Here is a 14,900-nt window from a genome sequence, read left to right on the forward strand (position 1 = left end):
CCCCTCGCCACAGATCAAGCGCCAACCGGCATCTTATTTAAGAGCTTTCGCACCCAGGCGACTGGCGCTATCCTTGATTCATCATAATTGCCCCTGGGCGGCTAAATACGACCTTGAACGCACCCATAGAACCACATCGTTTCATCCTCGAGCCTTTTGAAGCTCGCCGCTTCGCCAATCTGTGCGGGCAATTCGACGAGCATCTGCGCTTGATCGAACAGCGCCTCGCGATCGAGATCCGCAACCGCGGAAATCAGTTCGAACTGATCGGTGAACCCAAGCACACCACCTCCGCGGAAAACCTGCTGCGCCGCCTGTACCGGGAAACCAAAGGTACCGAGCTGTCGCCGGACATGGTTCACCTGTTCCTGCAGGAATCGGCCGTCGAGGAACTGGACAACCACTCCCCCGCCGAACCGTCCGTCGCCTTGCGCACCAAGAAAGGCATGATTCGCCCTCGCGGCTTGAATCAGCTGCGCTATGTGAAGGAAATCCTCGGTAACGATATCAACTTCGGCATCGGCCCGGCCGGTACCGGCAAGACCTATCTGGCCGTTGCCTGCGCGGTAGACGCGCTGGAGCGTGAGCAGATTCGCCGCATTCTGCTGGTCCGTCCGGCGGTTGAAGCGGGCGAAAAGCTCGGCTTCCTGCCCGGCGACCTGTCCCAGAAAATCGACCCGTACCTGCGCCCGCTCTATGACGCACTCTACGAAATGCTCGGTTTCGAATACGTCGCCAAGCTGATCGAGCGTCAAGTGATCGAAGTCGCGCCGCTGGCCTACATGCGCGGTCGTACGCTGAACAACAGTTTCATCATCCTCGACGAAAGCCAGAACACCACCGTCGAGCAGATGAAGATGTTCCTGACCCGGATCGGCTTCGGTTCCACCGCCGTCATCACTGGTGACATCACCCAGGTCGACCTGCCGAAAGGCACCAAGTCCGGGCTGCATCACGTGATCGAGGTGTTGAAAGACGTACCGGGTATCAGCTTCACGCACTTCATGCCCAAGGACGTGGTGCGCCATCCGCTGGTGCAGCGCATCGTCGAAGCCTACGAGCGCTTCGAAAATCGCACAGCCGACGAACCGGCGAAGTTCTCTCCCAAGGACACTCGCCCCGATGCTTGAGCTTGATCTGCAACTGGCTACCGAAGCGTCTGCCCCAAGCGAAGCCGAATTCCGTCAATGGTGCGAACTGGCCCTGCGCCAGCGTACTGCCGACTCCGAAATGACCATCCGTTTGGTCGACGCGGAGGAAGCCCGCGAACTGAACTTCACCTGGCGGCAGAAAGACTACGCCACCAACGTTTTGTCGTTCCCGGCCGATGTTCCCGATGAATTTCTCGACATTCCCTTGCTTGGCGATCTGGTGATCTGCGTAGCAGTGGTCGAGCGCGAAGCGGCGGAACAAGGCAAGGAATTAACGGCCCACTGGGCGCATCTGGTCATTCACGGCTGCTTGCATCTGCTTGGTTACGACCATATAGATGATGACGAAGCCGAAGAAATGGAAGCACTGGAACGAACGTTGCTTGCAGAGCTGGGTCATCCGGACCCTTATGCGGACGACGAAACAGACACATCCCCAATCGTAACAACAAAGGATTCAGAGTAATCGCTATGAGCGAAGATCGATCGAGCAACGGGCAGAAGTCATGGCTGGGTAAGCTCACCCAGGCTTTTGCCCACGAGCCGAAGAACCGCCAGGAGCTGCTGGAGCTGCTGCGCGATGCACATCAAAACAAGTTGCTGGACAGCGAAGCGCTGGCCATCGTCGAAGGCGCCATCCAGGTTGCAGACCTGCAAGTGCGGGACATCATGGTCCCGCGCTCGCAGATGATCAGCATCAAGGCGACCCAGACACCTCGCGAGTTCCTGCCGGCCGTGGTCGACTCGGCCCACTCCCGCTACCCGGTGATCGGCGAAAGCCACGATGACGTGATGGGCGTGTTGCTGGCCAAGGACTTGCTGCCGTTGATCCTCAAGGAAAACGGCGACAGCTTCAACATAAAGGATCTGCTGCGCCCGGCCACGTTCGTGCCCGAGTCCAAGCGCCTGAATGTGCTGCTGCGCGAGTTTCGCGCCAACCATAACCACATGGCCATCGTCATTGACGAATACGGTGGCGTGGCTGGCCTGGTGACCATCGAAGACGTGCTGGAACAGATCGTCGGCGACATTGAAGACGAGCACGACGTCGAAGAAGACAGCTACATCAAGCCGCTGCCCAGCGGTGACTTCCTGATCAAGGCCCTGACGCCGATCGATAACTTCAACGAGTTCTTCGACAGCGAATTCTCCGACGACGAATTCGACACCGTCGGCGGCCTGGTGATGAGCGCGTTCGGACACTTGCCAAAACGCAACGAAATCACTGAAATCGGCGCCTACCGCTTCCGCATCCTCAATGCCGATAGCCGTCGTATTCATTTGCTGCGTCTGTCGCCCATTGCCCGTTAAGGATTGACATGCTTCGCGTAACCCGCCCCGGCTGGCCCGGTAACCTGCTGGCCGTGGCAGCCGGTGCACTCACCACCCTGGCCCTGGCGCCGTTCGATATCTGGCCGCTGGCATTGCTGGCGGTCGGTTTCTTTTACGCCGGGCTGCGCGAACTGAGCCCCCGCCAGGCCTTGGGCCGTGGCTGGTGTTTCGGTTTCGGCCTGTTTGCCGCAGGCACCAGCTGGATCTACTACAGCATTCACAACTTCGGCGGCGCCTCGGTGCTGCTGGCCGGCTTCTTGATGCTGCTCTTCACCGCCGCAATTGCCTGGTTCTTTGCCCTGCCCGCCTGGATTTGGGCGCGCTGGCTGCGCCGTAACGAAGCGCCGCTGGCCGATGCCTTGGCATTTGCGGCGTTGTGGGTGGGTCAGGAAGCCTTTCGCGGCTGGTTCCTTACCGGTTTCCCATGGCTCTATTCCGGTTATAGCCAGCTCAATGGTCCACTGACCGGGCTCGCGCCTGTCGGCGGCATGTGGCTGATTTCCTTCACCCTGGCCCTGACGGCTGCGCTGATCTACAACGCTGCACGATTGGTGCGCACTGGCCGTAAAGGCTTCATCGCTGTCGGCGTGCTACTGCTGGCTGGCCCATGGGTGGCCGGCATGGCGCTCAAGGAACATGCCTGGACCAGCCCGGCGGGCGACCCCCTGAGCGTCGCGGCGATTCAGGGCAATATCGAACAAAGCATGAAGTGGGACCCCTCGCAGCTCAATGCGCAGTTGGCGCTGTACCGCGATATGAGTTTCAGCTCCAAACGCGTCGACCTGCTGATCTGGCCGGAGACGGCGGTCCCGGTGCTCAAGGAGTCCGCCGAGGGCTACCTGAACATGATGGGAAGCTTCGCCGCCGAGCGTAAATCGGCGCTGATTACCGGCGTACCGATTCGCCAGGAAGTCCATCATGAGAAGCGCTTTTTCAACGGCATTACCGTTGTTGGTGAAGGCGATGGCACTTATCTGAAGCAGAAACTGGTGCCGTTCGGCGAATACGTTCCATTGCAGGAAGTGTTGCGCGGCCTGATCGCTTTCTTCGACCTGCCGATGTCCGACTTTGCCCGTGGGCCGGCCGATCAGGCGCTGCTGCAAGCCAAGGGTTATCAGATTGCGCCGTTCATCTGCTACGAAGTGGTCTACCCGGAATTCGCCGCCGGCCTCGCCGCCCGCAGCGATTTGCTGCTGACCATCAGCAATGACACCTGGTTCGGGACCTCGATCGGCCCTCTGCAACATTTGCAGATGGCACAGATGCGCGCACTTGAAGCCGGCCGCTGGATGATCCGCGCCACCAACAACGGCGTGACCGGCCTGATCAACCCGTTTGGTCAGATCACTGCGCAGATCCCGCAGTTCGAACAAGGCATTCTGTATGGCGAAGTGGTGCCGATGCACAACCTGACGCCGTACCTGCAATGGCGTTCGTGGCCGTTGATCATCGTTTGCGTGTTGTTATTTGGTTGGGCGCTCGTGGCCAACCGGATGGCGAAAACCGTTTAAAAGCTTCGCGAGCAAGCCCGCTCCCACATTTGATCCTCTGTGAACACATAATGTGTGAACGACAGAGTTTAAATGTGGGAGCGGGCTTGCTCGCGAAGGCGGCGTCACAGGCACGATATCAATTAACCTCAACATCGCCTCGATAAAACAACGAATACCCGAGCTGCCCCACCGCCTCATTCATCAACTGCCCGCTCTGCCAGATCGATTTGAATTCCGGCATCCAGCCGCCCAGCGGCCGGGCATTGTCCACGCCTAAAAACCCCACTGGCGCGGGCACCACCTCAAACCCGGCCTGCTGGAAACTCCAGACCGCTCGCGGCATGTGCCAGGCTTGAGTCACGACCACCACCCGCTTGATCCCCTCCGGCAACAACACCTGGGCGCTGAGTTGCGCGTTTTCCCAGGTCGTGCGGCTGCGCCCTTCCTGCCAGCGCACCGTCACACCAAAATCATCGAGCAATGAGTCCGCCATCAGCTTCGCTTCGGTAGGTGGCGTGCCGTAATGCAGGCCGCCACTGGTCAGAATCGGCAAGCCGGACGCCTTGGCCAGGCGCGCGGCATAGCGCTCGCGCCCCAGGCCTACGCCAGTCGGCTGGTCGACGCCCCAGGCCGGATCGCCACGCTCACGCCCTGAACCCAGCACCACGATCGCATCGGCGCGCTGGCCCAAAGTTGCCCATTCCTCGCGCGCCAGCGGCGGCTCTCGCTCCAGGGCCTTGGCACTCCACTCCACCACCACCGGCAGGCTCATCAACCAAAAGCCGCCCACGCCAAGGATGAAACACAACCCCGCCAGCCTCGGCCTTGAGCGGCGCCACCACCAGGCAAGCACCAGCAGTAGCAATAAAATGCCGGGCGGCAGTAGAAGTTGTTTAATGAAATAACGAAAAGGCATCGGGCATCTCCATAGATGCCCGAAGCCTAGGTGGGTTGACGCATTGCGACAACAAATGTGGAAGGACTTTGCTTCAAAAAACCATAGCCCATGGCTTCAAGTGCCCTTACTTGAATTGCAACGACCGGACCTTTACCGCGCCTTTGCCGGGTGCCTTATCCTTGAGCCAGATGATCTTGGCCGAACGTGGTGCCTCGAGTTGCTTCACTGCTGCTGACAAGCATCCGTGCGTTTCACGTTCACTACGATCCAGATAGGCCTTGACCAGTTCAAACTCTGCGGGGCTCAAGCCACGCAGTTCCAGCTCCAGGGGACGCTCATCACGCAGCCGTCCGGCTGTTTTGGCCGTATCCAGGGCCATCGCGAGACGGTCTATCAGTTTTTCGTACAGCTCCGGTTTTGTAACTTTTTGCTGTGACTCAACCATCCATCACCTCATTGAAGATAAGACTCACTCCCCTTTTAGAGCTTAGCCTCGCTGAAAAAACCGGCTGAGTGCCGCGACCAACGGCCCTCGGAGCGGGTATTGGCCGCCTCCTTGCGTGTAATCAGGGTTTCCCTCGGTAGAGTGCGGTCATGTATGCTACGGCGCTTCCTGTAACTCCACTTCCAGCTCGTCTGGGCACCGGAACGTCGATTTGGCGTTATCACCGTCCAGCGTTGCATTGAAGAGGATTAGGCCACCCCTATTCAGTTCAAAAGTAGCCATGCACGAACAATATCAGCCCCGTGAAATCGAAGCCGACGCCCAGTCGTTCTGGGACGAGCAAAAGTCCTTTGAAGTCAGTGAACAGCCAGGCAAGGAGACGTTCTACTGCCTGTCGATGTTCCCTTACCCCAGCGGCAAGCTACACATGGGGCACGTGCGCAACTACACCATCGGCGACGTGATCTCCCGCTATCAGCGCATGCAAGGCAAGAACGTCCTGCAACCCATGGGTTGGGACGCCTTCGGCATGCCGGCAGAAAACGCCGCGATGAAGAACAACGTAGCGCCCGCCAAGTGGACGTACGAAAACATCGCCTACATGAAATCCCAGCTGCGCAGCCTGGGCCTGGCGGTGGACTGGTCGCGTGAAGTGACCACCTGCAAGCCGGATTACTACCGCTGGGAACAATGGCTGTTCACCCGCCTGTTCGAAAAAGGCGTGATCTACAAAAAAAGCGGCACCGTGAACTGGGACCCGGTCGACCAGACCGTTCTGGCCAACGAGCAAGTGATCGACGGTCGCGGCTGGCGTTCCGGCGCGCTGATCGAAAAGCGCGAAATCCCGATGTACTACTTCAAGATCACCGCCTACGCGGATGAGCTGCTGGAAAGCCTCGACGAACTGACGGGCTGGCCTGAGCAGGTCAAGACCATGCAGCGCAACTGGATCGGCAAATCCCGCGGCATGGAAGTGCAGTTCCCGTTCGACGTCGCCTCCATCGGCGAAACCGGCGCACTGAAAGTATTCACCACCCGTCCGGACACCCTGATGGGCGCAACCTACGTTGCGGTGGCCGCCGAACACCATTTGGCTGCCCTGGCCGCGCAGAACAACCCTGAGCTGCAAGCGTTCATCGCTGAATGCAAGGGCGGCAGCGTCGCCGAAGCCGACGTCGCCACGCAAGAGAAAAAAGGTCTGCCGACCTCGCTGTTCGTCGAGCATCCGCTGACCGGTGAGAAACTCCCGGTATGGGTCGCCAACTACGTGCTGATGCATTACGGCGATGGCGCGGTGATGGCTGTTCCGGCTCACGATGAACGTGATTTCGAGTTCGCCACCAAGTACAACCTGCCGATCAAATCCGTGGTGCGCACAAGTTCTGGTGACACCAACCCGGCCCCTTGGCAGGATGCGTACGGCGAGCACGGCACGCTGATCAACTCCGGCGAATTCGACGGCCTCGACTTCGCAGGCGCCTTCGACGCCATAGAAGTGGCGCTGATCAAGAAAAACCTCGGCGCCTCGCGCACCCAGTTCCGCCTGCGTGACTGGGGCATCAGCCGCCAGCGCTACTGGGGCTGCCCGATCCCGATCATCCACTGCGACACCTGCGGTGATGTGCCGGTCCCGGAAGATCAATTGCCTGTGGTATTGCCGGAAGACGTCGTACCGGACGGTGCCGGTTCGCCGCTGGCGCGCATGCCCGAATTCTACGAGTGCACCTGCCCGAAATGCGGCGCTGCGGCCAAGCGTGAAACCGACACCATGGACACCTTCGTCGAGTCCTCGTGGTACTACGCCCGCTACGCCTCGCCACACTATGAAGGTGGTCTGGTGGAAAAAGCGGCGGCCGACCATTGGTTGCCGGTGGATCAGTACATCGGCGGCATCGAACACGCGATTCTTCACCTGCTCTACGCGCGCTTCTTCCACAAGCTGATGCGCGACGAAGGCCTGGTGAGCTCCAACGAGCCGTTCAAGAACCTGCTGACTCAGGGCATGGTGATCGCCGAGACTTACTATCGTCGCGAAGCCAATGGTGCTTACACATGGTTCAACCCGGCGGACGTCGAACTCGAACGCGACAGCAAGGCCAAGGTCATTAGCGCCAAGCTGATCGCAGACGGCCTGCCGGTGGAAATCGGTGGCACCGAGAAGATGGCCAAGTCGAAAAACAACGGCGTTGACCCACAGTCGATGATTGACCAGTTCGGCGCAGACACCTGCCGCCTGTTCATGATGTTCGCCTCGCCACCTGACATGAGCGCGGAATGGTCCGACTCCGGAGTAGAGGGTTCGCACCGCTTCCTCAAACGCGTCTGGCGTCTGGCTCAAGCGCACGTCACTCAGGGCCTTCCGGGCAAACTGGACGTCGCCAGCCTGAACGACGAGCAGAAAGCCATTCGCCGTTCGATCCACCAGGCCATCAAGCAGGCCAGCCACGACGTCGGCCAGAACCACAAATTCAACACCGCCATCGCCCAAGTGATGACGCTGATGAACGTGCTGGAAAAAGCCGCGCAAGGCACCGAACAGGATCGCGCACTGATTCACGAAGGTCTGGAAACCGTAGTCCTGCTGCTGGCACCGATCACCCCGCACATCAGCCACGAACTGTGGCATCGACTGGGCCATGCTGACCCGGTAATCGATGCCGGTTGGCCGGTACTAGACGAAAACGCCCTGGTGCAGGACAGCCTGCAGCTTGTCATTCAAGTGAATGGCAAACTGCGCGGCCACCTCGAAATGCCGGCCAGTGCCAGCCGCGAAGAAGTCGAAGCTGCCGCACGGGCCAACGAAAACGTCCTGCGCTTCGTCGATGGCCTGACTATTCGCAAAGTGATCGTAGTGCCCGGGAAACTGGTCAATATCGTCGCCAGCTAAATTGGATCGGGCGCCAGGTCATGCCTGGCGCCGAGTAAAACCTTTCGGGCCGCTTGACCGGCCCACATGGTTTCAAGGGGAGCAACAAGATGATCAAACGCAATTTGCTGGTGATGGGCCTTGCAGTCCTGCTGAGCGCCTGCGGTTTCCAGCTGCGCGGCACCGGCACCACTGAACTGGCAATCAAGGAACTCGATCTGAGTGCCCGCAATGCCTACGGCGAAACCGTGACGCAACTGCGTCAGGTGCTGGAAAGCAGTGGCGTCAAGGTCTACAGCAGCGCGCCTTACAAGCTGTTTCTGGCCGATGAGCAGGAAAGCCAGCGCATCCTCAGTTACGCGGGCGCCGGTCGTACTGGCGAGTACCAGATGAGCACGGTGCTGAGCTACGACATCCGGGGTCAGGGCAACCTGCAACTGCTGAGCGACAAGCTCGAAGTACAGAAAGTCTTCATTCATGATGGCAACAACCTGGTGGGCTCCGACCAGGAAGCCAACGATGCCCGCAAGGAAATGCGTCGTGAGCTGATTCAACGCATGATGCTGCGCCTGCAACAGCTGACCCCGACGCAGTTGGAACAGCTGCAACAGACCGCTGACGCCAGGGCCAAGGCTGAAGCCGACGCACTGGAGGCGGCGCAGAAGGCTGAAGCGCAGACGCCGCGTCAGTCGCCTGTCGCACTGCCGCAGCAATAAGCCTTACGGGGCGCTCAGGCGCCCCGTTTGCCTCTTCTTATGAAACTCGCCCCCGCCCAACTCGGTAAACACCTGCAAGGCGCCCTCGCGCCGGTTTACGTCATCAGTGGCGATGACCCACTGCTGTGTCAGGAAGCCGCCGACGCCATTCGTGCGGCTGCCCGCCAGCAAGGTTTCGATGAACGCCAGGTCTTTGCCGCCGACGCCAGTTTCGACTGGGGTACGCTACTGCAGGCCGGCGCCAGCATGTCGCTGTTCGCCGAAAAGCGTCTTCTGGAACTGCGTCTGCCCTCCGGCAAACCCGGAGACAAAGGCGCCGCGGCATTCATTGAGTATTGCTCGCGCCCAGCCGAAGACACGGTGCTATTGATCAGCCTGCCCAAGCTTGACGGCAGCGCGCAGAAGACCAAGTGGGGCAAGGCACTGATCGAAGGTCCGCAAACCCAGTTCGTGCAGATCTGGCCCGTGGACACCAACCAATTACCGAGCTGGATCCGTCAACGCCTGTCCCAGGCCGGGCTTTCCGCCAGTCAGGACGCCGTCGAACTGATCGCCGCTCGGGTCGAGGGCAACCTGCTGGCTGCCGCCCAGGAAATCGAAAAGCTCAAGCTGATGGCCGAGGGTGGCCAGATCACCGTCGAAACCGTGCAGGCGGCGGTGGCCGACAGCGCGCGTTTCGATGTCTTCGGCCTGACCGATGCAATCCTTAATGGCGAAGCGGCTCACGCCCTGCGCATGCTCGAAGGATTGCGTGGCGAAGGTGTCGAACCGCCGGTGATTCTCTGGGCGCTGGCCCGGGAGCTGCGTCTGCTGGCCAACCTGTCGCTGCAATACAGCCAGGGCGTGCCGCTGGACAAAGCCTTCAGCCAGGCCCGACCGCCGATCTGGGACAAACGCAAACCGCTGATGAGCAAGGCGCTGCAACGTTACTCTGCGCAACGCTGGGCGCAATTGCTGCTCGAAGCACAGCGCATCGACGCGCAAATCAAAGGCCAGGCGGCGGGTTCGCCGTGGATGAGCCTTAGTCGGTTGACGCTGTTGATGGCCGGTCAGAGATTGTCGTTGCCTGCCGAGTAATATTTGCCCGCGAAGGCGTCCGAAAGGTCCTACACAATGTAGGGACTAGACAGAATCCCTACTTCGGCAGATTATTCCCCCCGCAAAACCCACTCACTTGCGAGAGATCATCATGAGCAAAAAGCCATCCAAAAATGGCCCAAACAAGGCCAAATCCATCATCGCCCAGCCACTGTTCCGCAGCCGTCAGGAACGAGCCGGCAAGGGCAAAGGCAGCTACCGCCGCGAAGCCTTCCAGTCTAATAGCTGGGAGGCTTCTTACTTTCTGGCGGCCTGAAAGGCAAGCCATCGCTCAACATGTTAAGGTCTGCACCTGATTCGTATCCTCTGGACCTGTGCATGCCCCTTTGTCTTTCCCGTCGTTGGCCTCTTCGCCAACTGATAGCTGCCTCCAGCCTCGTTCTGCTTGTCGCCTGCGCGGAAAAACCCACTGCCGCCGACGCCCAACCGCTTCAGACCCGCACCGTTGCGACGGCCCCTGCGGTCATTCCGCCGGTGGTTCCAACCGGTGAAAATCTCGATATCCAGCCTACCCAGACCTTTGCCGAATGGCAGGCGGGTTTCCGTAAAGACGCCCTCGCCGCCGGTGTTCGCGCCGACCTGTTCGATCGTGCTTTTGCCAATGTCAGCATGGACGACAGCGTGATCCGTGCCGATCGCAGCCAACCGGAATTTACTCGCCCGGTGTGGGAATACCTCGATGGCGCGCTGTCGCCGTTGCGGGTGCGCAAAGGTCAGGCACTGGTCAGCCAGTACGCCGACATCCTGCAAAGCATCGAGCAACGCTACGGCGTCGACCGTCAGGCATTGGTCGCGGTGTGGGGCATGGAAAGTAACTTCGGTCAGTTCCAGGGCACCAAGTCGGTGATCAATTCCCTGGCGACCTTGGCTTATGAAGGTCGACGTCCAGGCTTTGCCCATGCGCAATTGATCGCTGCCCTGCAAATCCTGCAACAGGGCGATATCGAACCTGAGAAAATGCTCGGCTCCTGGGCCGGCGCCATGGGCCAGACCCAGTTCATTCCGACCACCTACAATACCCACGCTGTGGACTTCGACGGCGATGGCCGCCGCGATATCTGGAACAGCTCCGCAGATGCATTGGCCTCGACCGCGCACTACCTGCAAAGCTCCGGCTGGCAGAAAGGCCAGCCCTGGGGCTTCGAAGCGCAATTGCCGAGCGGCTTCAATTACGCCCTGGCCGATGGCACGATTCGCAAGAGCGTTGCCGAGTGGCGGCAACTGGGGGTGACCCTGCCCAATGGCGGCCAGGTTCCAGCAGGTTCCGAACACCTGTCGGCCGCCCTGCTGCTGCCGGCAGGCTATCGCGGCCCGGCGTTCCTGGTCCTCGATAACTTCCGCGCGATTCTCAAGTACAACAACTCTTCGTCCTACGCCTTGGCCGTGAGCCTGCTGTCCGAGCGCTTCAATGGCGGCGGTTTGATCAGCGGTCTATGGCCGAAAGATGACTTGCCGCTGAGCCGTACCGAGCGAATCGAACTGCAAAACCTGCTGAGCGCCCAGAACTACGACGCAGGGACCGCCGACGGAATTATCGGCGCCAATACCCGCAAAGCGATCCGCAGCGCCCAGCAGTCGTTTGGCTGGCCGGCGGATGGTTATCCGACGCACAAGTTGCTGGAAGGGTTGCGTAACCGCTAAAAGCATCGCGGGCAAGCCCGCTCCCACAAGTTCAAAGGTGAAGGCGACATTTGCGTACACCTTGATCCTGTGGGAGCAGGCTTGCCCGCGAAGACTGACTAACAGACGCTAACGAACTACCGCTCGATCACCACATCCTGCTCCAACACCAACACCTTGTTCCCCGCATCCAGCCTGACCAGCGCGCCCATCGGCAGCGTCAAATTCGGATCACAATGCCCGCTACGCCATCCGGACAGCGCCGGTATCCGCAAAGGAGCAAAGGTCTGCTTGAGCAACCTCTCCAGCGCAATTGCATCAACCCCTGCCACATCCCCAACCAGAACCCCGCGCAGCTTGTGCAGCGTGCCGGCCAGACGCAAATGAGTCAGCAGCCGGTCGATGCGATACAGCGGCTCGTTGATGTCCTCTATGAACAGGATGACGCCCTCGGCATCGATCTCGTAAGGCGTGCCCATGGTTGCGGCGATCATCGACAGATTGCCCCCCAGCAAACGCCCGTGAGCGATGCCGGGCTCGATTGTGGTCAACGGCCAGGCCACCGGGTGAGAAAGCACACTGCCCGCCTTCACCTGCCCACGCAGCATGTTGAAAAACGAGAACTCGGTGGGTTGCTGCTTGTCACCCAGCAGGTCAGCGTTGAGCATCGGGCCATGGAAGGTCACGAACCCGGCATAACGACTGATGGCCGAGTGCAGTGCAGTGACGTCGCTGTAGCCGATAAACGGCTTGGCGTTGTTGCGCAGTAATTCGTAATCGATGCGATCGAGCAAACGCGGCGTACCGTAACCACCACGCAGACAGATGATGGCATCGACCTCGCTGTCGGCGAATGCGCCATGCAAGTCATTGAGCCGCACATCATCGCTGCCGGCCAGATAACCCTCTTGCTCATAAACGCCGGGAAACACGCGCAGCGAATAGCCGCGAGCGCGCATCCAGGCAATGGCTTTATCGGTGTCCAGCGCTGCGGGGCCGGCGGGCGCAATCACACCGATCAGCCCTGCAGGTGGCAAGGCCGAAACGGGAGCATGAGGACAAAGGGTGTGGGTCGGTCGAGCAGTCATCCATGATTCTCCCTGTGAACGCTTAAGCACACAGTAGTCAGGAACGGGAATAAACAGAAGAGGGTCAATCGCACCACGGTTTGCAGGAAAAGACTGTAATCGCCGTGGGCACTGCTAAAAAAAGGCCCGCAAGGCCTGAGAAGCCTTGCGGGCCTTTTTTGCTCTCAAAACGGGATCAGGACGACATCAGCTCGGCCTTGACCAGTTTCGCCTGCTCGTCAGCGTGGTACGAGGAACGTACCAACGGGCCGGAAGCGACGTTCTTGAAGCCCATCTTGTAACCTTCCTCGGCAAACCAGGCGAAGGTATCCGGGTGCACGAAGCGCTGGACCGGCAAGTGGCTGCGGGACGGTTGCAGGTATTGGCCCAGGGTCAGCATGTCGATGTCGTGTTCGCGCATGCGCTTCATGACTTCGATGACTTCTTCGTCGGTCTCGCCCAGACCCAGCATCAGGCCGGACTTGGTCGGAATGTGCGGCATCATCTGCTTGAAGCGTTGCAGCAGGGTCAGCGACCACTGGTAATCCGAACCCGGACGCGCAGCCTTGTACAGGCGCGGCACGGTTTCCAGGTTGTGGTTGAACACATCCGGTGGCTCGGCGGCGGTGATTTCCAGTGCGACGTCCATGCGGCCACGGTAGTCCGGGACCAGGGTCTCGAGCTGCACGTTCGGCGACAGCTTGCGGATTTCGCGGATGCAGTCGGCAAAGTGCTGGGCACCGCCGTCACGCAGGTCGTCGCGGTCTACCGAGGTGATTACCACGTATTTGAGTTTCAGGTCGGCGATGGCGATGGCCAGGCTTTCCGGCTCGTTGACGTCCAGTGGCTTCGGACGACCATGGCCGACGTCGCAGAATGGGCAGCGACGGGTGCAGATGTCCCCCATGATCATGAAGGTTGCGGTGCCACCGGAGAAGCACTCGCCCAGGTTCGGGCAAGACGCCTCTTCGCACACGCTGTGCAGCTTGTGTTTACGCAGCAGGGCCTTGATGCGGTCGACCTCCGGGGAAACCGGGATGCGCACGCGAATCCAATCGGGTTTCTTCGGCAGTTCAGTGGTCGGGATGATCTTCACCGGGATGCGTGCAACCTTCTCGGCGCCGCGCAGCTTGACGCCGGCTTCAACCTTGGCACGCGGGGCCGGACGCTCGGTGACATCGAGCGTCGGGATCATGGTTTGCACTGCATCAGTAGTCATATCAGTCGATTCCGCCCGTTAGGGTCGTCTGCTCAGCATAGTCGAGGTGTTTGACGAGCTGCGCGCGCAGCCGGGCACTTACCTCGGCAAATTCAATCGATCCTGCGTGATCGCGCAGCTGGGTCATTGCCAGCCCGGCGTAGCCGCAGGGATTAATCCGTCGAAACGGTTCCAGGTTCATATCCACATTCAAGGCCAGGCCATGAAAGGAGCAACCGTGGCGGATCCGCAGACCCAGAGAAGCGATTTTCGCGCCATCGACATAGACACCCGGCGCATCCGGCTTGGCCACTGCGGTCACGCCGTAGCTGGCCAGCAGCTCGATCAGGCATCGCTCCATGCGGCTGACCAGGTCACGCACGCCGAACCCCAGCTTGCGCACGTCCAGCAACAGGTAGGCCACCAATTGGCCGGGACCGTGGTAAGTCACCTGACCACCGCGATCGACCTTCACCACCGGAATATCCCCCGGCAGCAACAGATGCTCAGCCTTGCCGGCCTGGCCCTGGGTGAATACCGGCGGATGTTCCACCAGCCAGATTTCGTCGGCGGCATCGCTGCCGCGTTCGTTGGTGAAGCGCTGCATGGCATGCCAGACCGGCTCGTAAGCCATCTGACCAAGTTCGCGAAAGCCCAGCGTGCCAGACATCACAGCACCATGTGCACGAAACCGGTAGCCCGCAACTCGCTGTTGATGTCGTACAGCTGTTCCTGGCCGGTGGCGATGATGTGCAACTGGATGGTCGTGTATTTGCCGTTGGTACTCTGCCGTTCGGCAAAGGTGTTGTGGTCAACGGTGGCGTGTTTCTCAAGGATCGCGATGATCTTGTCCTTGAAACCCACGCCGGTGTCGCCGATTACCTTGATCGGGTAATCCGCGCAGGGGAATTCGATTTTTGGCGCCTTTACTTCAGTGTCTGTCATGGCGTAACGGCCTCGTAAGCCGTGGCAACGGACATGGCCCCGCTCCGGATTGGAACGGGGCCATGCAGGTC

15 protein-coding genes are annotated in these 14,900 nt (G+C 60.0%); 9 read left to right on the forward strand and 6 right to left on the reverse strand.

All coding sequences use genetic code 11. The features are described from left to right. The first annotated feature begins 113 nt into the window (after positions 1–113). Genes AB7M29_RS30805 through lnt form a run of 4 tightly spaced genes read left to right on the forward strand, consistent with a single transcriptional unit; the run spans position 114 to position 3,994 of the window. The gene (locus AB7M29_RS30805; protein WP_217858151.1) at positions 114–1,130 is read left to right on the forward strand and encodes a PhoH family protein; all 1,017 of its coding nucleotides are present in this window, start codon (positions 114–116) and stop codon (positions 1,128–1,130) included. Further along, positions 1,123–1,617: an rRNA maturation RNase YbeY gene (gene ybeY, locus AB7M29_RS30810; protein ID WP_454248649.1), complete on the forward strand. Its 495-nt coding sequence runs from the start codon at positions 1,123–1,125 to the stop codon at positions 1,615–1,617. The genes AB7M29_RS30805 and ybeY overlap by 8 nt, the downstream gene beginning before the upstream one ends. A 5-nt stretch (positions 1,618–1,622) precedes the next feature. Continuing rightward, the gene (locus AB7M29_RS30815) at positions 1,623–2,462 is read left to right on the forward strand and encodes an HlyC/CorC family transporter (protein ID WP_030129528.1); all 840 of its coding nucleotides are present in this window, start codon (positions 1,623–1,625) and stop codon (positions 2,460–2,462) included. A gap of 8 nt (positions 2,463–2,470) precedes the next feature. Beyond that, a complete protein-coding gene (gene lnt / locus AB7M29_RS30820; RefSeq protein ID WP_454248650.1) occupies positions 2,471–3,994 on the forward strand; it encodes an apolipoprotein N-acyltransferase in 1,524 nt (507 codons plus the stop codon). Between the two features lie 118 nt (positions 3,995–4,112). On the opposite strand, the gene AB7M29_RS30825 is transcribed toward lnt, so the two are convergent. Continuing rightward, positions 4,113–4,892, reverse strand: a complete 780-nt coding sequence (locus AB7M29_RS30825) for a YdcF family protein (protein ID WP_454248651.1) — start codon at positions 4,890–4,892, stop codon at positions 4,113–4,115. A 106-nt stretch (positions 4,893–4,998) separates the two neighbouring features. Continuing rightward, entirely contained in the window at positions 4,999–5,319 is a 321-nt protein-coding gene (locus AB7M29_RS30830) for a hypothetical protein (RefSeq protein ID WP_052967118.1), read from the reverse strand. Positions 5,320–5,599: 280 nt separating this feature from the next. On the opposite strand from AB7M29_RS30830, the gene leuS reads away from it, so the two are divergent. The 5 genes from leuS (at position 5,600) to AB7M29_RS30855 (ending at position 11,640) form a co-directional block, all read left to right on the forward strand. Further along, positions 5,600–8,206, forward strand: a complete 2,607-nt coding sequence (gene leuS / locus AB7M29_RS30835; RefSeq protein ID WP_454248652.1) for a leucine--tRNA ligase — start codon at positions 5,600–5,602, stop codon at positions 8,204–8,206. An 89-nt stretch (positions 8,207–8,295) separates the two neighbouring features. Next, positions 8,296–8,901: an LPS-assembly lipoprotein LptE gene (locus AB7M29_RS30840; protein WP_454248653.1), complete on the forward strand. Its 606-nt coding sequence runs from the start codon at positions 8,296–8,298 to the stop codon at positions 8,899–8,901. A 39-nt stretch (positions 8,902–8,940) separates the two neighbouring features. Then, positions 8,941–9,978, forward strand: coding sequence for a DNA polymerase III subunit delta (holA, locus tag AB7M29_RS30845; RefSeq protein ID WP_007894408.1), 1,038 nt, complete (start codon positions 8,941–8,943; stop codon positions 9,976–9,978). Between the two features lie 112 nt (positions 9,979–10,090). Then, positions 10,091–10,255, forward strand: coding sequence for an alternative ribosome rescue factor ArfA (arfA, locus tag AB7M29_RS30850; protein WP_094470475.1), 165 nt, complete (start codon positions 10,091–10,093; stop codon positions 10,253–10,255). Positions 10,256–10,317: 62 nt separating this feature from the next. Next, positions 10,318–11,640, forward strand: coding sequence for a lytic murein transglycosylase (locus tag AB7M29_RS30855; RefSeq protein ID WP_454248654.1), 1,323 nt, complete (start codon positions 10,318–10,320; stop codon positions 11,638–11,640). Between the two features lie 116 nt (positions 11,641–11,756). Here AB7M29_RS30855 and AB7M29_RS30860 read toward each other — a convergent pair whose 3' ends face one another. The 4 genes from AB7M29_RS30860 to AB7M29_RS30875 form a co-directional block, all read right to left on the reverse strand. Continuing rightward, entirely contained in the window at positions 11,757–12,707 is a 951-nt protein-coding gene (locus tag AB7M29_RS30860; RefSeq protein ID WP_454248655.1) for a S66 peptidase family protein, read from the reverse strand. 175 nt (positions 12,708–12,882) lie between these two features. Continuing rightward, positions 12,883–13,905 (reverse strand): lipoyl synthase, encoded by a 1,023-nt coding sequence (gene lipA, locus AB7M29_RS30865; protein WP_007946663.1) that lies wholly within the window; start codon positions 13,903–13,905, stop codon positions 12,883–12,885. A gap of 1 nt (position 13,906) precedes the next feature. Continuing rightward, positions 13,907–14,554, reverse strand: a complete 648-nt coding sequence (lipB, locus tag AB7M29_RS30870; RefSeq protein WP_123720529.1) for a lipoyl(octanoyl) transferase LipB — start codon at positions 14,552–14,554, stop codon at positions 13,907–13,909. Then, complete coding sequence (locus AB7M29_RS30875; RefSeq protein WP_008009062.1) at positions 14,554–14,829, reverse strand: DUF493 domain-containing protein; 276 nt, start codon at positions 14,827–14,829, stop codon at positions 14,554–14,556. The genes lipB and AB7M29_RS30875 overlap by 1 nt, the downstream gene beginning before the upstream one ends. Between the last annotated feature and the right edge of the window lie 71 nt (positions 14,830–14,900).

Source organism: Pseudomonas sp. F-14 TE3623 (assembly GCF_053629015.1).